The following is a 21,135-nucleotide window of genomic DNA, read 5'->3' on the forward strand; positions in this document are numbered from 1 at the left end:
TTTTGACGGTTCATGCAAAGGCTCGACCCACGAACGGCGGATGGGGACGTCGGGTCGAGGACCAGGTATTTGGAATTCGCGCGTGGGTCCTATCCGGAAGCCGGTCCCGGTTTTCCGAGGCCATGCGTCAAGGGACGGCCCATGCTGGAAAACAACGCCCGGATTGCCAAGGACGCGGCGATCGTAGACGAGGCGATCACGTCGCGTCGATCGGTTCGCGCCTTCCTGCCCGACATGGTCGACGACGAGACCATCCGCGCCATTCTCGGGGTCGCCGCGCGCGCGCCTTCGGGCACCAACATGCAGCCCTGGCGGGTCTATGTGACCAAGGGCGAGATCAAGCAGCGCATAACCGACGCCATCCTCAACTCGGGCATCCGCGCCGAGAAGGCCGAATGGGACGAGTACCGCTACTATCCCACCCAGTTCTTCGAGCCCTATCTCACCCGTCGCCGCGCCAACGGCTTCGGCCTCTACGGCGCGCTCGGCATCGGCCGGCGCGAGGTCGACAGGATGCGCGCCCAGCACGACCGCAACTTCGTCTTCTTCGACGCGCCGGTCGGCATGATCTTCACCATCGACCGGCGGCTGAACCAGGGCTCGTGGATCGACTACGGCATGTTTCTGCAGAACATCATGGTGGCGGCGCGGGGCAGGGGCCTGCACACCTGCCCGCAAGCCGCCTTCGCGCCATACCACCGGCAGATCAGGCCGGTGCTCAACATTCCCGACGAAGAGATTGTCGTCTGCGGCATGGCACTCGGCCATGAGGACACGTCGAAGCCCGAAAACGAGTTCCGCACCGACCGCGTGCCGCTGGAAGAATGGGTGACGTTCAGCGAGTGAGGCGGTGCCTCGGCCGACTTTTTGTTTTGACGCAATTCCCTGGGGAAAGCGCTACGCGCTTTTCCCGGGAAAACTGCCTCACACTTTTCCTGGATTTGCTTTACTCCACGCTCATTTGCGCGCCATGGCCGCTGACATGGGCGCCGTCCTGCGGCGTCAGCCTGAGATAGGCGAACAGCGCGCACAGCGTGATGACGCCTTCGATCACGAACAGGATGCGGAAGTCGTTGGTCACGGCCGGGCCGCCGCCGGCCAGGAAGGACAGCAACGCGGCCGCCAGTCCGACGCTGATCGCCACCGCCAGCTGCCAAAGGATGTAGTAGAGGGCGCTGAAGCGGGCGAGCTGTTCCGGCGCGATGTCGGAATAGGCGAGGTTGCCGGTCGAAGCCCACTGCGCCGAGCGCAAAACACCGAAGGCGAAGATATAGGCAAGCACGATCCATACGGGTGTGGTCGCCTGGATCAAGGCGAAGCCCGCAACCATCGCGGCAACGATCGGCGTGTTGATGACCAGCACACGGCGGAAGCCGAAGCGATTGAGCAGGCGCGGCATGAAGACACGCATGATCAGCGATCCGATCGCAGCAACGAAGGTCAGCGATCCCGCCTGCACCGCGCTCATGCCGAAGCCGAGCTGGAACATCAGCGGCAGCAGGAAGACGACCGAGCTAAGACCGATCGTGTCCAGCCCGCCGCCGGTAAGAAAGGAGATGCGGAAGGTGCGGATACGCAGGAGCTTTAGGTCAAGCAGGGGGTTGCGGGCACGCAGGCAGTAGAAGGAGGCAAGCGTCAGGATGACGATCGCCAGTGCCAGCTCGGCCGCGATCATGCTGCCGGCTGCATCTTTCGCCGCAAGCGAGTCCATGCCGAAGACCAGCAGGACCATGCCGCTGCCGACCAGCAGGAAGCCCGCAAAATCGAACGGCGTGCGCACCGGTTTGGTGACCGTCGGAAACAGCGAGGCGGCAAGGACGGCCGCCGCCAGCGCGAATGGCACGTTGATGAAGAAGATCCAGCGCCACGAGACGTAGGTGGTCAGCGCGCCGCCGACGAGCGGGCCGACCAACGGTCCGGACTGCCCGGCCAGCGAGATATACATGTTGATCTTCAGCGTGCGGCTGCGCGGGAAGGTCGACAGGATCACGACCTGGCCGAGCGTACCCATCAATGCGCCGCCGAAACCTTGCAGCGCGCGGGCGCCGACCAGCGTCCAGATGTCGTTGGACAGTCCGCAGAGCGCCGATGAAGCGGCGAACACCAGCAAGGCGAAGCAGTAGACGTTGCGCAGGCCGAAACGGTCGGCGGCCCAGCCGCCGACCGGCATCGAGATGATCAGGCTGGCGACATAGACGGTGATCAGAAGCCCGAGCTGGCTCGGTGGCCGGGAAAGGCTCTCGCCGATGCTGGGCAGTGCGGTGACCACGACATTCTGGTCGAGGCTGGTCATGAACACGCCGCAGGCGACCGTCGCCGGCAATAGCATCGACGCCTCGCCCGCCGGGGCAAAGCGGGTTGTGGCTGTCGCCGAAGTCTCTGCGGTCATGGAAGGATATTGTCGAGCCGGTTGCCTGGACGAGCGCATGCCTCAGCATGTGCCCGTGATTCCTATCTATCCTCCCAGCTGGCCCAACGCTCAAGCAGCAGTTGTGCCGGTCGATAGTGCCAAGCGGACAGCCGGCAGAGTTTTATTGCACCTCGTAGCCGACTTCCTCGCTGGCATGGCAGAGCGCCTTCCAGAACGAGCGGGCGAAGGAGCGGAACACGTAGATGTCGAACTGGTCGGCGCCGGTGCGCTGAATCTGCGCGAAGACATCGTGATGGGTGGTCGAGCGGCCGGCGCCGATCGGGAAGGCCGGCAGCGCAAAGTCGATGGCGAAGAATTTCGCCAGCACCCATTCGGCCTTCGGCCCGGCGATGCGGATCGCGGTGCGGCCGTGCGACAGGTCGGTGACGGTGCCGATGGCCGGGGTGACGACGCCAGAGAACGCCGCAGCCAGGCCCTCGGCTTCGTCGACCACGGTGAACTTGCCGGGTGCGAAGCCGAATGCCGATCTGGCGCCGTCGGTGACGCCGCCGCCCGCGCCGTCCGGCAGGGCAAGACCCGTGGCCTTGTATATTGCCGACATCAGCCGCTTCTCTTCGCCCGGCCATGCGGCGAGCTGCAGGATCGAGCCCGGCCGCGTCTCGGACAGGATTACGTCGACGCCATGTTCGAAATTTCCATGCGAGCCCGGATGGTACTCCGGCTCAAGCGGCGATTGACGTTCAACCATGCATGCGGCTCCCGTCCGGATCGTAGAAGTGGTTGGAGACGATCTCGATCGGCCCGAACCGGTTGCGCAGCGGATCGGAGACGAAGGCGCGCGAGCCGTGCCGCGCCTTGCCGCCGCTGACCAGCGCCAGCGCGATGTGCTTGCCGAGCGCCGGCGAGTAGCAGCAGGCGGTGATGTGGCCGATGGAACCGTGCGGATTGGCTTGGTCGAGCTCCTCGACGATATGCGCACCGCCGTTGAGCGGCCGGTTGTCGAGCGAAACCAGGCCGACGAGCTGCAGCCGGTCAGGGGCGATCAGGCCCTCGCGGTCCATCATCGCCGAGCCGATGAAAGGTTTCTTCTTCGACAGCATCCAGTCGAGATGCAGGTCGCGCGCTGTGGTGCGGCCGTCGATCTCGGCGCCGGTGACGTGGCCTTTCTCGATGCGCATCGTGCCCAGCGCCTCGAGCCCATAGGTGACCAGTCCGAACGGCTGTCCGGCCTCGATCAAGGCTTCCCAGACATGGGTACCATAGCCGGCGCCGGAATAGACTTCGAAGGCCATTTCGCCGGAGAAGGAGAGCCGGCAGATCATAACGGGCACGTCCGCGATCTCGCCGTGCACGATGCCCATGAAGGGCAGAGTGGCATTGTCGACGGCAATACCCTTGACGCAAGCGGCGAGGATTGCGCGCGCGTTCGGGCCGCCGATGGCAGCACCTGCCCATTCGTCGGTGACCGAAGTGACAGTGACCTTCAGCTCCGGCCAGATGACGTCGAGGAAATATTCCAGATGCTGCATCACCTTGCCGGCATTGGCCGTGGTGGTGGTCATCAGGAAATCTTGCTCGCCGAGCCGCCAGGTGGTGCCGTCGTCGAAGGCCAGCCCGTCCTCGCGCAGCATCAGCCCGTAGCGGGCCTTGCCGACAGCGAGCGTCGAGAACATGTTGGTGTAGACGCGGTCGAGGAACTCGGCCGCGTCCGGCCCTTGCACGGCGATCTTGCCCAGCGTCGAGACGTCGACGATGCCGGCGCTATCGCGGGTCGCTTTGGCTTCGCGCACATAGGCTTGCTCGATCGTCTCGCCGGCATGGCTGTAGATCATCGGCCGATACCAGAGCCCGGCCGAATACATGGTCGCGCCATTGGCGATGTGCCAGTCATGCATCGGCGTCAGCCGCTCGGGCTTCAAATCGCCGAAGCGCTCCGCTGCGAGCGAGCCGATCGACACCGCCGAATAGGGCGGGCGGAAGCGCGTCGTGCCGACTTCGGGAATCGGCTTGCCGAGCGCCTCGGCCATGATGGCGAGGCCCGGCACGTTGGAGCTCTTGCCCTGGTCGGTCGCCATGCCGAGCGTGGTGTAGCGCTTCAGGTGCTCGACCGAGACGAAGCCTTCGCGATGGGCAAGGCGCACGTCTTCGGCGGTGACGTCGTGCTGGAAATCGACGAAGCTTTTTCCCTTCGCCCTGATCTCGAACACCGGCGCCGGATCGGGATCGCCGGGAGCGGCGTCCACGACCGGCAAGGCCGTCGGCGCGCCTGTCGCTCCGGCGGCCGAAAGACCGGCGGCGCGGCCCTCGGCGATGGCCTCGGCGGTCGAGAAGCTGCCGATGAAGGCGCCGGCGCCGACCCATTTCTGCGTCGGCTTCGGCGGCAGGAAGGCCTGGCGCGCGGCGTCCCACTCCGCCTTGGCGCCGGCCTGGCTGGCGAGGTGGATGGTCGGCGACCAGCCGCCCGACATCAGCAGGCAGTCGGCATGGATGCTGCGCGCATCGCCGGTCAGCGCGCCGCTCACCATGTCGAAACGCTGCACCTTGAGGCCGGAAAGCGCCTTGCCGCCTTCGGTGGAGACCACGGCATGACCGGACAGGATCTCGGCCTCGGCATCGGTGGCCAGCTTGCGCATCTCGCTCGACAGGTCCTGGCGAACATCGATGATGGCGACGATCGCAGCGCCCGCCGACTTCAACGCCAGCGCCGAGCGATAGGCGCTGTCATTGTTGGTGAACAGCGCGATCCTGTCGCCGGGCAGCACGCCAAACTCGTTGGCGTAGCGCTCGGCGGCATGCGCCAGCATGACACAAGGCCGGTCGTTGCCGGGGAACACCAGCGGCCGCTCGAAGGAGCCGGTGGCCAGCACCACCGATTTGGCGCGGATCGCCCAGTAGCGATGACGTGGCTCGCCCTTGGCGGGGGCCTCCTTGTGGTCGGTGACTCGTTCGAGTGCAGCCAGCGTGTTGCCGTCATAGTAACCCCAGACCGTGGTGCGCGGCAGCAGACGGACATTGTCATGGCCTTCGAGCTGGCCGACGGCGCGCGCCGCCCAGTCCGCCGCCGGCGTGCCGTCGATGGTCTCGCCGGACCAGTTGGCCGAGCCGCCGAAATGCGGCTCCAGCTCGCAGAGGATGACGCGCTGGCCCTGATCGGCGGCGGCCCTGGCGGCCATCAATCCGGCCGGGCCGGAGCCGACCACCAGCACTTCGCAGAAGGCGTTCATGCGCTCGTAGCGCTCCGGATCGGCAGCGGTGCCGGCTCTGCCGAGGCCGGCGGCGCGGCGGATGAAGTGCTCGCAGAACATCCAGAAGCGGGTGCCTTTGAGCGGGCCGATCACCGGACCCATGAAGGTTTTGTAGTAGAAGCCGGCCGACAGGATCTTGCCGCCGAGCTGGTTGATGGCGTTAACGTCCCAGGCAAGCGACGGGAAGCGGTTCTGGCTGACGGCCACCAGCCCGTCATAGATCTCGACCATGGTGGCGGCGATGTTCGGTTCGCGAACCTCGCCGCGCAGCACCGTCACCAGCGCGTTCGGCTCCTCGACGCCGGCGGTCAGCACGCCGCGCGGGCGATGGTACTTGAACGAGCGCCCGAACAGCGTGACGCCGTTGGCGAGCAGTGCCGAGGCCAGCGTGTCGCCGGCATAGCCGGTGTAGGGCGTGCCGTCGAAGGTGAAGCGGATGGTGCGCAGCCGGTCGATGCGGCCACCGGTTTCGGCGCGGCGCGGGCTCACGACTTGGCCTCCGACTTGTGCCGCGCGGCGGCTTTGTGGTCGCCGCGCGCGAAGCCGCTGCTCGAAATCTCATGCGTCAGTGTGTTGCGCACGACCCTGAGATGGGCGCGGCAGCCGCCGGAGTGCTGCCAGATCTCGTTGTGGTCGCCGGCCGGGTTCAGCCGGTCGTAGACATAGGCGTTCCAGGCGTCGAGGTCCTGCGAAGAAGGTTGCGGACGCTGGCGGTTGCCGTCACCCTGATACGTGAATTCGATAACGTCGCGCGGGCCGCAATAGGGACAGGTGATCAGCATTTTTTCTTCTACCTAATGCAGCCGGGGCGTCGCGCCTTGGCCTTTGTCGTCGATGACAAGGCCGCGATAGAAGCGGTCGAGCGTGAAGGGCGCGTTGAAGTCGTGCGGCTCGTCCTTGGCAATGGTCCAGGCAAAGCACCAGCCGGATGCCGGCGTCGCCTTGAAGCCGCCGTAGCACCAGCCGCAGTTGAGATACATGCCGGGCAGCGGCCCGGTGGTGATGATTGGCGAACCGTCCATCGTCATGTCGCAGACGCCGCCCCATGAGCGCAGCATGCGCACGCGGGCGAGGCCCGGAAACAGCGCCAGCATCTCGCTCATCACCTCATCGACAATGGGCAGACTGCCGCGCTGGGCGTAGCTGTTGTAGCCGTCGAGGTCGCCGCCATAGACGAGGCCGCCCTTGTCCGACTGCGAAATGTAGAAGTGACCCATGCCGAAGGTCAGGATCGTGTCGATGATGGGTTTCAGCGATTCCGTCACGAAGGCCTGCAGCACGTGGCTCTCGATCGGCATTTTGTCGATGCCGGCAAGCTGCATGACCCGACCGGTGCTTCCGGCGACCGCAACCGCCACCTTCTTGGCGCGGATTTCGCCGCGCGTCGTCGACACGCCGGTGATGCGGTCGCCGTCGCGCAGGAAGCCTTTAACCTCGCAATTCTCGATGATGTCGACGCCGCGACGGTCGGCGCCGCGCGCGTAGCCCCAGGCGACGGCGTCGTGGCGGGCGCTGCCGGCACGCGGCTGCATCAGCCCACCCAAGATCGGGAAGCGCGCCGACCCGGAAACGTCCAGAGCCGGGACCAGCCGTTTGATCTCGGCCACCGTCATCAGTTCGGCATCGACGCCAAGATGGCGCATGGCGTTGCCGCGCCGGGCGTAGTCATCGAACTGGGCCGGCGTATGCGCGAGGTTCAGGCAGCCGCGCTGCGAGAACATGACGTTGTAATTGAGGTCGTGCGACAGGTTCTCCCACATCTTCATCGAGTGCTCGTAGAAGCGCGTGTTGGACGGCAGGAGGTAGTTGGAGCGCACCGCCGTGGTGTTGCGGCCGACATTGCCGGAGCCGAGCCAGCCCTTTTCCAGCACCGCGACATTGGTGATGCCGTGCTCCTTGGCGAGGTAGTAGGCCGTCGACAACCCGTGACCGCCACCGCCGATGACAATGACATCGTAGGACGCCTTCGGGTCCGGCTTGCGCCATGCGGGCTTCCAGTCCTTGTTTCCGGTGAAAGCGTTCTTGAGGAGCGAAAAGGCTGAGTATTCGGCCATTCTTTGGAGCCTGTCATGAGCTTCGGATGGGACTGCGTGGCAGCCATCCGTTTGTGCAATGCGGCAGACTATAGAGCAGGCCGCTGCCGCAAAGCCAAGATTGCGCCATCGCTTTTCGACTGGCCGACTCCGAAAGCGCGCCAGCCGGGATGGCTTGCCCCATCATAACAGCGTCTTTATCAAGGATGGGTTTTCAGAACCGGCCTTTGCCGCGAGTCGCCAGACCACAGATGTTTTTTCGATTGCTCCGCCTGATCCTGATCCTTGCGCTTGTCGTCGCGGCGATGCCGTCGTTCGAAGCGCTGGCGCAGGCGATCGGCCAGGGCGCGGCAGGCCTGATCACCGACCAGCAGAAGGCGATCCAGGATCTGACCGCCAAAACCGACAGTCTCGAGAAGAAAATCGAGCAGGACAGCGAGGACGATGCCTCGCTGGTGGAAATCCGGCTGCAGCTGGAGGAAATGTCTCGGGCAGCGCTGACCAGCGCGCTCGCCTTCCGTTCGCGTCTCACCGACATCAACAACCGGATCGGGACGCTCGGCCCGCCGCCGGCCGCGGGGCAGCCGCAAGAGCCCGACATCGTCACCGGCGAGCGCCAGGCCCTGGCGTCCGAAAAGGCCGAGATCAATGCCGTCATCGCTTCCGCGCAGAACCTGTCGATCCGCATCAACGGCCTGATCGACAAGATCGGCAACATGCGCAGCGAGCTGTTCCGCAATCTGCTCACCAAGCGCTACGAATTGTCCGATGCGCTGAGCCCGCAGGTCGTTTCCGACGCCCAGGACGAATACGCCAACTTTTACAAGGCCGTATCATCCTGGCTGAGCTTTGCCTTCAAGTTCAAGTTCAAGGCGATGCTGGCGGCGACCTTCATGGCGCTGGCGCTCGCAGTGGTGCTGCTGGTCGGCGGCCGCCGCCTGTTCGGGCGTATCTTCGAAGCCGATGCATCGATCGAGGATCCTTCCTATCTCAGCCGATTGTCGGTGGCTTTCTGGTCGACATTGCTGCCGACTCTGGCCGTCGGCGCCTTCCTCGCTTCGACGGTTTTCCTGTTCAATTATTACAACGTGTTGCGCGGCGATATCGGCGTTTTCCTCAATGCGCTGGCTGCCGTCATCGCGGTGGTGTTCTGCGTCAATCGGCTGACCAATGCGGCCCTGGAGCCGCGGCTGCCGAACTGGCGCCTGATACCGGTCGAGACCGGTCCGTCGCGTTGGCTGGTGCGGCTGACGACGGCCATGGCGATTGTCATCGGCGTCAACAATTTCCTGGCGGTGGTCAATGACAAGATGGGCTCGCCGCTGTCGGTTACCATCGTCAGAAGTTTTGTCGCCACGATCATCTTCGGCGTCATCCTGATCCTGATGGCGTTGCTGAAACCGTTCAAGGCGCGCGACGAAAGCTGGCGCCCCTGGCCGGCATGGCTGCGCTACACTGCCATTGCGCTCGGTCTTTTCACCATCGCGGCGGCGCTGTTCGGCTATATCGGCCTGGCTCTTTTCGTCGCGCTGCAGGTCGTGGTCACCGGCACCATATTGATCACCGCCTATATCGGCTTCCTATCGGCGCGGGCGATCGGCGAGGAAGGCGGCTTTGCCGACACCTCGGTCGGGCGCTGGCTTTCGACCAATTCCAGCTACGAGGAAACCGCACTCGACCAACTAGGCCTGGTCGTCAGCACCGCCATCAACGTGATGATCGTGCTGGTGTTCCTGCCGCTGATTCTTTTGATGTGGGGGTTCCAGCCGGGCGACATCCAGGCCTGGGCCTACAAGCTGGCGACCGGCATCACCATCGGTTCGGTGACCATCTCGGTCCTTGGCATCCTCAGCGGCATCGTCGTTTTCGTCATCGGCTACTTCCTGACGCGCTGGTTCCAGGGCTGGCTCGACGGCTCGGTGATGGCGCGCGGACGGGTCGACACCGGCGTGCGCAACTCGATCCGGCTGGCGGTCGGCTATGCCGGCGTCGCACTGGCAGCACTCGTCGGCGTCTCGGCGGCGGGCATCGATCTGTCCAATCTGGCGCTCGTTGCCGGTGCGCTTTCCCTCGGTATCGGTTTCGGCTTGCAGAATGTCGTGTCGAACTTCGTTTCGGGCCTGATCCTGCTCGCCGAGCGACCGTTCAAGGTCGGCGACTGGATCGTTGCCGGCGAAATCAGCGGCACCGTCAAGAAGATCAGCGTGCGCGCCACCGAGATCGAGACGTTCCAGCGACAGTCGGTGATCCTGCCCAATTCGAACCTGATCAACAACGCGGTCGGCAATTGGACGCACCGCAACAAGCTCGGCCGCGTCGACATCAAGGTTGGCGTCGCCTATGGCAGCGATGTCAAGCGGGTGCATGCCCTGCTGCTCGAGATCGCGCGCAGCCATCCGCTGGTGCTGAAGAATCCGGAGCCGTTCGTGCTGTTCACAAATTTCGGCGCGGCAGCGCTCGAATTCGAGATCCGGGTGTTTCTCGCCGATGTGCTGAACGGCGCCATCGTGCAGAACGACATCCGCTTCACGGTTCTCGATGTTTTCGACAGCGAGCATATCGAGATCCCCTCGACGCCGCGCGCCGAGGTCAAGAAGCACGAGGCATGGCCGATCGACGACGACAAGATCGAGGCCGAGTTCGCCGAGCGCGAGGAGGCGGAAGCCGCAGCAGCGATCGATAGGGAACGCCTGGCGAAGTCGAAGCGCAAGAGCCGCAAGCCCGACCCGGATTAGGTCCATTGATCCCGTCCCGCGAGCCCGCCTTCTCGTGCTACCAAACCAATTGCGGCATGAATGCGGCATTCAGTTGCGGTTCAGCTTGCAAGTCATATAAGCTCGCATGCAAAGGGCGAGAATGCCTTGCAAGGTGCAACCAGAGGCGGTGTTGAAACACCGATATTGCAAAATGTGGAAGTCTGTCGTCGCCGCCATCGCTTTTCTTGCCTTGGACGGTTCGGCTTTCGCCGCCAGCGCGATCAACAAGGACGCCGAGACCCGGACGCTGATCGTGACCGAGGGTGGCGGCAAGACGGAGCTGGCGCTGGCCGCCGGCGAGACCGTGGAATTCTGCCCGAACGGCTGTTTCGTCACCTTGCCCAATGGTGACCTCGAAGCCCTGACCGGCTCCGAAACGGTCGAGATCTCGGGCGGCGTCGCCCGCATCAAGTAAACTTCGGGCAGCATCTCTTGCAAAGGCCGGGCAATGCCCGGCCTTTTATTGCTTCCGGTAGGACTTGTTTAACAATGACGCGGGAAATACCGGCGCGCCGCTCGGCCACAACCGGGCGTTTTAACGATCGTTACGTCATCTCCCGCTATGTCCGATACGAAGACGCCGAAACATGGCGCGGGTGTATCTGCACATGACTCCATCCGAACCGGCATTCGGTGTCATGCGCTTCAGGCAGGGCAGGAAAAAATGGACGCGAGGTCGGACAGGAACGCGATCCCGCTTGCGGTCGATCTCGACGGCACGCTGATTGCAACGGACCTTTTGTGGGAAGGTCTGTTCATCCTTCTCAAGAAGAATCCGCTCTATGTTTTCCTGGTGCCGTTCTGGCTGGCCGGCGGTCCGGCACGGCTGAAGCAGGCGATCGCCGACCGCATCGACATCGATCCAGCCTCGCTGCCCTACCGCGAGGTCCTGCTCGAGCGGCTGCGCAAGGAGCATGGCGAAGGCCGCAAGATCGTGCTGGCGACCGGTACGCCACGCAAATTCGCGGAGGCGATCGCAGCCCATCTCGGCATTTTCGATCGCGTGCTGGCGACCGACGGTCCGCACAACATGACGTCGGGCAGGAAGCGTGCCTCGCTCGTTGCCGCCTATGGCGATGGCGGCTTCGACTATGCCGGCAACAGCCGGCACGATGTCAGGGTGTTCGACGCGGCGCGCAGCGCGATCGTCGTGGCGCCTGACCGTCACGCCGCGCGCTGGCAAGCCGCTCATGGCGCCGAGACGGTGCCGACGCCGAAACCGACGCTCAAGACCTTCGTCAAGATGCTGCGTGTGCATCAATGGCTGAAGAACGTGCTGATAGCGGTGCCGATGGTGCTGTCGCACGAATACTTCAACATCGATATGATCTGGGAATGCGCGGTGGCGTTCGTTTCGTTCTGCGCGGTGGCGTCCGCCATCTACATCCTCAACGATTTCTTCGACCTCGCGCTGGACCGCAGGCATCCGACGAAGCGCAACCGACCTTTCGCCAGCGGCGCGCTGTCGATCCCGTTCGGCATGGGCGCGATCCTGGTGCTCCTGTCGATCGGCATCGCCGCCGGCCTGTTCCTGTCGCTCGAATTCCTTGGCGTGCTCGGCGGCTACATAGTCGTCACGACGGCCTACTCGCTGTCGTTCAAACGCATGCTTCTGGTCGACGTGCTGACGCTGGCCGGCCTCTATTCGATCCGCGTTCTGGCGGGTGCGGCGGCGACCGGTGTCGACGTCTCGTTCTGGCTGCTCGCCTTCTCGATCTTCTTCTTCCTGTCGCTGGCGCTGGTGAAGCGCTATGTCGAATTGCGCACCACCGCCATTCCGGCCGGTGAGCGCATTGCCGGCCGTGGCTATCGCACCGAAGACCAGGAGATCGTCGCCCAAGCCGGCATGGCCTCGGCCTTTTCCTCCGCCCTGGTGCTGGCTCTCTATATGGACAGTGTCTCGGTGCGCGAACTCTATCCGCATCCCTGGCTGGTCTGGCCGCTGGCGCCGATCGTGCTGTATCTCACCATGCGCGTCTGGATCCTCGCTCGCCGCAACGAAATGCACGACGATCCTGTCGTCTTCATCATCCGCGACTGGCGCAGCCAGATCGTCGTGCTGATCGGCGCCGCGCTGCTGGTCGCCGGAGGCTGGTAGGGATGACGGCGGAGCGCTTCGGAAGTTTCGGCCGCGCCACGCCGCCGGCGCCGCGCGTGATTGCGGCTAATGACGCCATCGCGCTGCTCAAGGGCCGCGCGGCGAAGAACGGCTCGCTGCTCGGCTATGGCAATGGCCGTTCCTATGGCGATTCCTGCCAGAACGAGGCGGGCTCGGTCGCCGACATGCGGCCGCTGAACCGCATCCGCGCCTTCAATGTCGAGACCGGTGTGCTCGATGCGGATGCCGGCATGCTTTTGTCCGACATCATCGCCCATGCCGCGCCCTGCGGCTTCTTTCCGGCAGTGGTTCCCGGCACGCAGTTCGTGACGCTCGGCGGGGCGATTGCCAATGACGTTCATGGCAAGAACCACCATCGGCGCGGCACGTTCGGCTGCCATGTCGTTTCCTTCACGCTGCTGCGGTCGGACGGGCGCAGCTACCGCTGCTCGGATGCAAGCAATGCAAGGCTATTCCGGGCGACGATCGGCGGCATGGGGCTGACCGGCCTGATCCTGTCGGCCTCGATCCGGCTGATGCGGGTGCCTTCGCTCGATATCGTCGAGAAGGCGACGCCGTTTCGCGATCTCGGCGAGTTCTTCGACCTGGCGGAAGCCGCCGACCAGGCCAATGAATATGCCGTTGCCTGGATCGACCAGCTTGCCGCCGGCCATGGCCGCGGGCGCGGCCTTTTGCTCACCGGCAACCATGCCGAGCATGGCTCCCACAAGGCCTCTCGCGCCGGCGGGCGCCTTTCGGTGCCGTTGCAGCCGCCGTTCAATGTTCTCAACCGGCCGTTCCTGACCGCCTTCAACGCCGCCTATCGCTGGAAGAAGGGCCGCTCGCCGGCGCCGCGCCAGGTCGGCTACCAGGGCTTTTTCTTTCCGCTCGACGGCGTCGGAGACTGGAACCGGCTTTATGGTCCGAAGGGGCTGTTCCAGCACCAGAGCGTGGTGCCGGAAGACGCTGCCCGCCGTGCCGTGCCGGCGCTGCTGGAGGCGGCGAGACGGGCCGGGCAGGGGTCGTTCCTCACCGTGCTCAAGCGCTTCGGCACTGTCCGCTCGCCGGCGCTGCTGTCGTTCCCTCGACCGGGCTGCACGCTGACGCTGGATTTCCCCAACCGGGGTGAAAAGACGCTGGCGTTGCTCAGGGAACTCGACCGTATCACCGTCGATGCGGGTGGCGCGGTCAATCCTTACAAGGACGCCCGCATGAGCGCCGAAACGTTCGCGGCATCTTTTCCGGAATGGCAGCGGCTGGAAGCGCTCCGCGACCCTGCCTTCATGTCTGACTTCTGGGCGCGGACGGCGAAGAAACTGGATGTGCGGCGAGGAACGGTCGAGGCTGCGGAATAGATAGACCTTGAATAAATCTTGGCAAATGAAACGTAAATACCAAGATTTACTCAAACTTTCTTGTGACTTCACGAAATCTTTGCAGGTTTGTAGTAGGACCGCTGCTGGGCGGGTGGCAACTATGAAATACATCGTCTTCATTCTCTTTACAGTCATGACCAATGCCGCGGCGCAGCTGATGCTGAAGCAAGGCATGATGTCGCTCGGGCCGATTTCGTTCGAAGGCACCAATCCGCTTTTGAAGCTGCTGCAGATCGTCTTCAGCCCTTGGGTGTTCTTTGGGCTGTGCACCTTCGTCATCTCGATGGCCTCGCACCTCTATGTGCTGTCCAAGGTCGAGCTCAGCTTCGCCTATCCGTTCCTCAGCCTTGCCTATGTCGCGGTCGCGATCTTCGCCTATTTCGTCTTCCGCGAAGACCTCAACAGTTGGCGCATCGCCGGCATTGCCTGCATCTGCGTCGGCACGGTGCTGATCGCGCAGAGTGGTCGAGGGCATGAGGAGGAAACGGCTTCCCTTTCGTCCGACAAGATTCACAGCGAGATCGTTCGATGAGACATGTGATTTTCGGCGGCGACGGTTTCGTCGGCCGTCATCTTGCTCCCAAGCTCGTGGCCGACGGCGAGGAGGTGGTCGTCGCCGACATCGTCAAGAGCGACCTGCCGCACTACCGCCCGGTCCGCTTCGTCAAATGCGACGTGACCGATCCGGCCTCGGTCGCCGCGGTTGGGCTCAAGGGCGACGACATTGTCTACAACCTCTCGGCGAAAATGTTGTCGCCGATCCAGGTGCGCGCCAAGCGGCACGATTTCTTCTTCCCGGTGAATTTCCACGGCACCGAACACGTCATGCAGGCGATGGACAAGGCCGGCGCCTCGAAGCTGGTCCACTACACGACCGACATGATCTACGGCCATACGGTGACGATGCCGATGACCGAGGAGCACCCGGTCGCGCCGCTCGGTGAATATGGCTGGTCGAAGCAGAAGACCGAGAAACTGGCGGCCGAATGGCGCAAGCGCGGCATGTCGATCTCGCTGTTCAGGCCGCGCCTGATCATCGGCCCCGGCCGCCTCGGCATCCTGGAGAAACTGTTCAAGCTGATCGACTGGAATTTTCCGGTGCCGATGATCGGCTCGGGCAGGAACCCCTATCAGTTCATATCGGTGTTCGATTGCGCCGAAGCGGCGCGCGCCGCCTGGAAGGCCGGCGTGCCGAACGAGGCCTACAATCTGGGCTCGCTCAACCCGCCTCCGGTCAAGAAGCTGCTCGGCGACCTGATCAAGCATGCTGGGTCGAAATCGCTGCTGATCCCGACACCAGGCTGGGCCGTCAAGCGCACGCTCGACCTGCTCGACCTCATGAACCTGCCGATCATGGATCCTGAACAGTACCTGATTGCCGACGAGGAGTGCGTGCTCGACGTGTCCAAGGCCGGGCGCCAGCTCGGCTGGGTGCCGCAATATCGCGACGAGGACATGCTGATCGCCGCCTACAGCGAATACCGCGCCAAGAAGGACGGCCACGCCGTCGCCGCCAAACATGTGCCTGCCGAATAACGGGCTCCGCCGAACAGAGGATTTTTGAGATGACCGTCATGGCCAAACCCGAGCACACGAACGCGCGCACCATGGTCGACGCGCCGTCGCTGTCACCCGCCACCATCGCCAAGCCCGACCTGATCAGCGTCGAGCAGGCAAAGACGATGGACGTGGCGCGGATGACCGACCTGTTCAAGGCGCATCTCAATCCGGGCCAGCTGCATTTCATGAAGCTGCTCGGCTTCCACAAGATCAAGATCGAGCGTGCCGAAGGCATGTTCTACATCGACCAGAACGGTCGCAAGATCCTCGATTTCTTCGGCGGCTTCGGTTCACTGGCCTTCGGCCACAACCATCCGCGCATCCTCGAAGCGCGCCGCAAGTTCCAGGAGGAAAAGCGCCAGGAAATCGCCATCGCGTTCATGTCGCAATATGCGGCGGCGCTGGCGCACAACATCGCCAAATGCTCGCCCGGCGACCTCGACATGGTGTTCCTCGGCTCGTCCGGCTCGGAAGCGATGGAAGCGGCGGTGAAGCTCGCCGAGCGCGCCGCCGGCCCGAAGCGGCCGAAGGTCGTCTATGCCGAGAACTCCTTTCACGGCAAGACCAAGGGGGTGCTGGGCATCACCGACGGCCAGCTCTACCGCGCCGAGTTCAAGATGGCGGACAATACGGTCCGCATCCCCTTTGCCGACATCGAGGCGGTCGAGCGTGCGTTCCGCAACGATCCCGAGATCGGTGTCATCGTGCTCGAAACCATCCAAGGCGGCGGCGGCATCATCCAGGCGCCGGCCGAATACTGGCAGAAGCTGCGCGCGCTGTGCGACCAGTATGGCGTGCTGTGGGTCGCCGACGAAGTGCAGTGCGGTTATGGCCGCTCAGGGCGCTTCTATGCCTTCGAGCATTATGGCGTCGTTCCTGACGTGACGGCGCTGGCCAAGTCGCTCGGCGGCGGCAAGGCGGCGGTCGGCGCCATGATTGCCCGGCGCGAAATCTACATGAAGGCCTATGGCACGCCGAAGACGGCGATGATCCATGCCATGGCCACCTTCGGCGGCATGGGTGAGGCCTGCGTCACCTCGATCGAGGCGCTCAATGTGCTCTATGACGAGGGGCTGATCGACAATGCCGCCGCCACCGGCGACTACCTGCTGCAGCGGCTGCAGGCGCTGAACGAGAAATATCCGAAGATCATCAAGGACGTGCGCGGCAAGGGCCTCATGGTCGGGCTCGAGTTCCACGACTTCTCGCAGACCTTGCCGATGGTCCTCAGGCCTATCGTCAGCGTGCTCGACGACAAGCTGAAGGGTTCGCTGTCCGGCTTCGTCGGTGCGCTGCTGCTGCGCGACTACGACGTGCTCGTCGCCTTCACCGAATACAACCGCAATGTCATCCGTCTCGAGCCGCCGCTGATCTGCCAGCGCGAGCATGTCGATCGTTTCGTCGATGCTTTCGACAGCCTGCTGTCGCGCGGTATCGTGTCGATCGTGAAGGATTTCGTCAAAAGCCAGGTTCGCTGAGTTCGACAATGCTGACCAAGTCGCCCGTTCCGAACAACCCGCTCGACCGGCTCACCGAAGCCGGCCTGGCGTGGGGCGAGGGGACCTATGCGCGGTTCGCAGCACCGATCGGGGCCGTTGCCTTTTCGCTTTACATCCTGCTGACAGCGATGATGGCGTGGATCATGCCCGACGCCAACTGGGACATGCTGCCCTATCTGGCGATCGCAGAGGAAGGCAACTATCCCGACCCGCAGGCCTTGCACGACTATGCCTACAGCACGGTCAAGGCCGGTGTCTCGGCGGCCGACTACAAGATGCTGATCGATGATGGCGGCGGTTACCGCAGCCACATGGCGGAGAACGCCGCCGATTTCCATTCGCTGCTCGGCATGTACCGGATCAAGTTCCTCTATGCCGAAATACTATCGACCATGAGCTCGGTCATGTCGCCGGTCGAGGCTATGCGGGCGCTACAGGTATTCTCGGTGCTATTGTTTGGCACTATTGTGCTGCTCTGGTTGCGCGCTGAGGGCGCGCTGGCGCTGGCGCCGGTGGTCGGTGCGGTGCTGATCATGGCCGAATTCGGCGACGCGGCGCGGGCATCGACGCCGGACCTGCTGTGCTCGGCGCTGTTCCTCGGCGGGCTGCTTGCCTATGTGCGGGGACGCGAGGCGGCAACCGCGATCCTGCTCTTCCTCGCCTTCATGGCGCGGCCGGACAATATTGTTTTCCTTGCCATCTTCGCCGTGATGCTGATCGCGTTCCGGCAGAGGGCGTGGGGCGCGTTCGCCGGCTTTGCCGCGTCCTTCGTCGCCTACTTCGCCATCTCGCACTGGGCTCATCATCCCGGCTGGTGGCCGCATTTGTGGTTCTCCAGCATCGAGCAGCACTACAATATGGACGGGTTCGAGCCGCCATTTTCGCTTGCCGCCTATCTCAGGGCGTTCGCCGTTTCACTGCTTCGCGCCGTCGACATGAACAGCTGGGTCGGTGTCTCGGTGCTGGCCCTGGCCGGATGGTATGGGTTGGGCTGCGCCGGTTTCCGGCTCGACCGTCGCGCCGGCATCCTGCTCGCGGCACTGGTGCTCGGCGTGCTGGCGAAGTTCGCGGTGTTCCCGATCCACGACACGCGTATCTATTTTCCCAATCTGCTGCCACCCTATCTGCTGCTTGCCGGCCCGCTGATGGCATTGTGGGCATCGGCGAATCCTCGCCGCGCTGCGCTGCACGCAATTCCCGGAGACAAGCCATAGGTTCGAGGCCCGCTGGGCTTCTCGATCGCTGACCCTCGCTGCACGGCACGAAGTTCCTGGCCAAGGCGGCGCTGAAGGCGCGCTTCTGAGGCGGCAGACCGTTCCAGACTGTCCTCTGACAGCGAGCTTGTGGGCAGGGTCGCGCCGTACCTGCGGCGTGTCGCAAACAGGCGGTAGCTCAACCGCCGTCCTCTGCATATTGTGCGCCAATCGAACGGGCGCCGGCGCGCCCGCATGTCATCTTGGAGTCGCGGGCAATGGCAGGGTTTCCGGAAAAGGCGAAGGTCGTCATCGTCGGGCTGGGTGGGATCGTGGGCGCGTCGGTCGCCCATCACCTGATCGAGCGCGGCTGGAGCGATATTGTCGGCATCGACAAATCCGGCATCCCGACCGACATCGGTTCGACGGCGCACGCCTCCGACTTCTGCTACACGACCAGCCATGATTTCCTGTCTTGCTGGACGACGCTCTACTCGATCGATTTCTACGAGAAGATGGGCCATTACGCCCGCATCGGCGGTCTCGAGGTCGCTCGCGTCGGTGACGATGGCCGCATGGCCGAGATCAAGCGCAAGATTGCCTCGGCCAAGGCCTTCGGCACCCGCGCCCGGCTGATCGAGCCGGCCGAGATCAAGCAGAAATTCCCGCTGATCGAGGAAGAGATGGTGCAGGGCGGCCTGTGGGATCCCGATGCCGGTCTGGTCATCCCGCGCTCGCAGACGGTGGCCGGCAAGCTGGTCGACCAGGCGGAAGCGTCCGGCAAGCTCAAGGCATTCGCCAACACCTCGGCCAGGTCGCTCATCGTCGAGAACGGCCGCATCAAGGGCGTGGTGACCGACCGCGGCACGATCATGGCCGACTACGTCGTGGTCTGCACGGGCATATGGGGCCGGTTGACCGCCGAAATGGTGGGCGAAGACCTGCCGGTGATGCCGATTGATCATCCGCTGACCTTCTTCGGCCCGTACACGGAATTTGCCGGCACCGGTAAGGAGATCGGCTGGCCGCTGCTACGCGACCAGGGCAACTCGGCCTATATGCGCGATACCGGCGACCCCAAGACCGCCGAAGGCGGGCAGATCGAGTGGGGCTATTACGAAGAGAACAATCCGCGCCTTTGCCATCCGCGCGACCTTTTGGAAAAGGACCAGGCGCGGCTGTCGCCGTCGCAGCGCGACCTCGACATGGAGCAGATCCTGGCGCCGCTCGAACGCGCCATGGAACTGACGCCGATCCTCGGCGAACTCGGCTACAATGAGAGCCATTCCTTCAACGGCCTGCTTCAGGTGACGACCGATGGCGGCCCGTCGATGGGCGAAAGCCAGAAGGTGAGGGGTCTCTGGTATGCCGTCGCCATCTGGGTCAAGGACGGCCCCGGCATGGGCAAGCTGATCGCCGACTGGATGACCGACGGCCGCACGGCGATCGACCATCATGCCATCGACTATTCGCGCTTCTATCCGCACCAGACGACAGAGCAGTTCATCTGGGATCGTTGCACCGAAACGGCGATGAAGGTCTACAATCCGGCGGTGCATCCGCGCGAGCCCTTCTCCAAGGGCCGCAACATCCGCCGTTCGCCCTTCTGGGAGCGCGAGAAGGAACTCGGCGGCTACTTCATGGAGCTTGGCGGCTGGGAGCGCGCCCACGGCTACGCCGCCAACGAGCATCTCCTCGAGAAATACGGCAACCGCGTTCCGGTTCGTGAGGATGAGTGGGACAACCGCCATTTCTGGCGCGTCTCCAATGCCGAGCATCTCGCCATGAGCGAGGATTGCGGTATCGTCAACCTGTCGCATTTCTCCATGTACGACGTCGAAGGTCCAGACCATGTCGCGCTGCTTGAGTGGTTGTGCGCGGCCAAGGTCGGCGGCGACAACAACATCGGCAAAGGCATCTACACCCATTTCCTCGACGAGGAAGGCATGGTGCGCGCCGACTTCACGGTGATCCGCATGGCCGATCGCTGCCGGGTGATCGACGGCGCCGATGCCGGCCCACGCGACTTCCAGTATATGCGCCGCACCGCGCAGGATAAGGGCTTTGATGTTACCATCACCGACGTGACGGAAAAATTCGTCACCATAGGCATCTGGGGCCCGAATGCGCGGACGACCCTGCAGAAGGTGGTCGAGAATCCGGACGGGCTCTCGCTCGAAAACTTCCCGTTCGCGGCGATCAAGCCGGTCAGGATCGGCGGCAAGGATGTCACCGCCTTCCGCATCTCCTATGTCGGCGAGCAGGGCTGGGAGCTGCATATGCGCTACGAGGACGGGCTTGCCGTCTGGGACGCGCTGCGCTCGACCGGCGTGATGCCTTTCGGCGTCGAGACCTATGCCAACACGCGCCGCATGGAAAAGAGCCTGCGGCTGCAGAACGCCGATCTGCTGACCGAGTACAATCTGCTGGAAGCCGACCTCGCGCGCCCGAAGGTCAAGGAGAATGATTTCTGCGGCAAGACCAAGCACGTGGAGTATCGCGCTCGCGAGCACCAGCCTGCCGTGCTCTGCACGCTGGTCATGACCGATAACAAGGACTCGAAGGGCGTGGCCCGCTATCCCGTGGGGACCATGCCAGTGATGGACCCGGACACGGGCGAAACGCTCGTCGACGAGCTGGGCCGCCGGTCCTTCACCACGTCGATCGCCTATGGCCCAACGATCGGCAAGAACATCGCGCTCGCCTATTTGCCGTGGGCGTATTGCCAGGAAGGCCGCAAGCTCAAGGTCGAGTATTTCGGCGAGACCTATCCGGTCGAGGTCGTTTCCGTCGGCTACAAGCCGCTCTATGACCCGGAGAACCTCAAGCCGCGCAGCTGATGGTCTCGACCTTTCCAAGGCAGGCCCAGACGAGCAAGGAATGACAATGCAGGAGCCCGGCCAGGCGCCATCTTTTGCTTTTGCACGATGCTCCCGCCGGAAGACCCATGTCGAATTTGCTGCTCGACTTGCGGCCCGTTGTTTTCTCTAAAATAAAGAGTATT

Annotated in this window: 15 protein-coding genes; 10 read left to right on the forward strand and 5 right to left on the reverse strand. The window is 63.7% G+C overall.

The window, feature by feature from the left end; translation table 11 throughout:
• Window positions 1-141 precede the first annotated feature (141 nt).
• Window positions 142-846: a nitroreductase gene (locus ACFX5Q_RS04740; RefSeq protein WP_404275798.1), complete on the forward strand. Its 705-nt coding sequence runs from the start codon at window positions 142-144 to the stop codon at window positions 844-846.
• A gap of 100 nt (window positions 847-946) precedes the next feature.
• Here the strand turns inward: ACFX5Q_RS04740 and ACFX5Q_RS04745 are convergent, their stop codons facing one another.
• The 5 genes from ACFX5Q_RS04745 to ACFX5Q_RS04765 all read right to left on the reverse strand — a co-directional run bounded on the left by ACFX5Q_RS04745 (window position 947) and on the right by ACFX5Q_RS04765 (window position 7,670).
• Window positions 947-2,389, reverse strand: a complete 1,443-nt coding sequence (locus ACFX5Q_RS04745) for an MFS transporter (RefSeq protein WP_404275800.1) — start codon at window positions 2,387-2,389, stop codon at window positions 947-949.
• A 142-nt stretch (window positions 2,390-2,531) separates the two neighbouring features.
• A complete protein-coding gene (gene soxG, locus ACFX5Q_RS04750; protein ID WP_404275801.1) occupies window positions 2,532-3,119 on the reverse strand; it encodes a sarcosine oxidase subunit gamma family protein in 588 nt (195 codons plus the stop codon).
• Window positions 3,112-6,105, reverse strand: a complete 2,994-nt coding sequence (locus ACFX5Q_RS04755; protein WP_404275803.1) for a sarcosine oxidase subunit alpha — start codon at window positions 6,103-6,105, stop codon at window positions 3,112-3,114. The genes soxG and ACFX5Q_RS04755 overlap by 8 nt, the downstream gene beginning before the upstream one ends.
• The gene (locus ACFX5Q_RS04760; RefSeq protein ID WP_192181014.1) at window positions 6,102-6,398 is read right to left on the reverse strand and encodes a sarcosine oxidase subunit delta; all 297 of its coding nucleotides are present in this window, start codon (window positions 6,396-6,398) and stop codon (window positions 6,102-6,104) included. Before ACFX5Q_RS04760 ends, ACFX5Q_RS04755 begins: the two co-directional genes overlap by 4 nt.
• Before the next feature lie 12 nt (window positions 6,399-6,410).
• Window positions 6,411-7,670, reverse strand: coding sequence for a sarcosine oxidase subunit beta (locus ACFX5Q_RS04765; RefSeq protein WP_404275805.1), 1,260 nt, complete (start codon window positions 7,668-7,670; stop codon window positions 6,411-6,413).
• Between the two features lie 230 nt (window positions 7,671-7,900).
• Between ACFX5Q_RS04765 and ACFX5Q_RS04770 the strand changes: the two genes are divergently transcribed.
• From ACFX5Q_RS04770 to ACFX5Q_RS04810, 9 genes are all read left to right on the forward strand, one after another.
• Complete coding sequence (locus ACFX5Q_RS04770) at window positions 7,901-10,384, forward strand: mechanosensitive ion channel domain-containing protein (RefSeq protein WP_404275807.1); 2,484 nt, start codon at window positions 7,901-7,903, stop codon at window positions 10,382-10,384.
• 172 nt (window positions 10,385-10,556) lie between these two features.
• Window positions 10,557-10,820 (forward strand): hypothetical protein, encoded by a 264-nt coding sequence (locus tag ACFX5Q_RS04775; RefSeq protein ID WP_006203307.1) that lies wholly within the window; start codon window positions 10,557-10,559, stop codon window positions 10,818-10,820.
• 249 nt (window positions 10,821-11,069) lie between these two features.
• Window positions 11,070-12,503 carry a UbiA family prenyltransferase gene (locus ACFX5Q_RS04780; protein WP_192181017.1) on the forward strand — a complete coding sequence of 478 codons (1,434 nt, stop codon included), beginning with the start codon at window positions 11,070-11,072 and terminating at the stop codon, window positions 12,501-12,503.
• A gap of 2 nt (window positions 12,504-12,505) precedes the next feature.
• The gene (locus ACFX5Q_RS04785; protein WP_404275810.1) at window positions 12,506-13,858 is read left to right on the forward strand and encodes an FAD-dependent oxidoreductase; all 1,353 of its coding nucleotides are present in this window, start codon (window positions 12,506-12,508) and stop codon (window positions 13,856-13,858) included.
• A 121-nt stretch (window positions 13,859-13,979) separates the two neighbouring features.
• Window positions 13,980-14,411, forward strand: coding sequence for an EamA family transporter (locus ACFX5Q_RS04790; RefSeq protein ID WP_006203312.1), 432 nt, complete (start codon window positions 13,980-13,982; stop codon window positions 14,409-14,411).
• Window positions 14,408-15,415, forward strand: coding sequence for an NAD-dependent epimerase/dehydratase family protein (locus tag ACFX5Q_RS04795; RefSeq protein ID WP_404275811.1), 1,008 nt, complete (start codon window positions 14,408-14,410; stop codon window positions 15,413-15,415). The genes ACFX5Q_RS04790 and ACFX5Q_RS04795 overlap by 4 nt, the downstream gene beginning before the upstream one ends.
• Window positions 15,416-15,486: 71 nt before the next feature.
• On the forward strand, window positions 15,487-16,917 hold the full coding sequence (locus tag ACFX5Q_RS04800) for an aspartate aminotransferase family protein (protein ID WP_404275849.1): 1,431 nt from the start codon (window positions 15,487-15,489) through the stop codon (window positions 16,915-16,917).
• A gap of 8 nt (window positions 16,918-16,925) precedes the next feature.
• Window positions 16,926-18,152: a hypothetical protein gene (locus ACFX5Q_RS04805; protein ID WP_404275813.1), complete on the forward strand. Its 1,227-nt coding sequence runs from the start codon at window positions 16,926-16,928 to the stop codon at window positions 18,150-18,152.
• A gap of 257 nt (window positions 18,153-18,409) precedes the next feature.
• Window positions 18,410-20,971 (forward strand): FAD-dependent oxidoreductase, encoded by a 2,562-nt coding sequence (locus tag ACFX5Q_RS04810; RefSeq protein ID WP_404275815.1) that lies wholly within the window; start codon window positions 18,410-18,412, stop codon window positions 20,969-20,971.
• Window positions 20,972-21,135: the final 164 nt, after the last annotated feature.

The organism is Mesorhizobium sp. IMUNJ 23033 (assembly GCF_044778005.1).
GTDB classification, from domain to species: Bacteria; Pseudomonadota; Alphaproteobacteria; order Rhizobiales; family Rhizobiaceae; genus Mesorhizobium; species Mesorhizobium amorphae_A.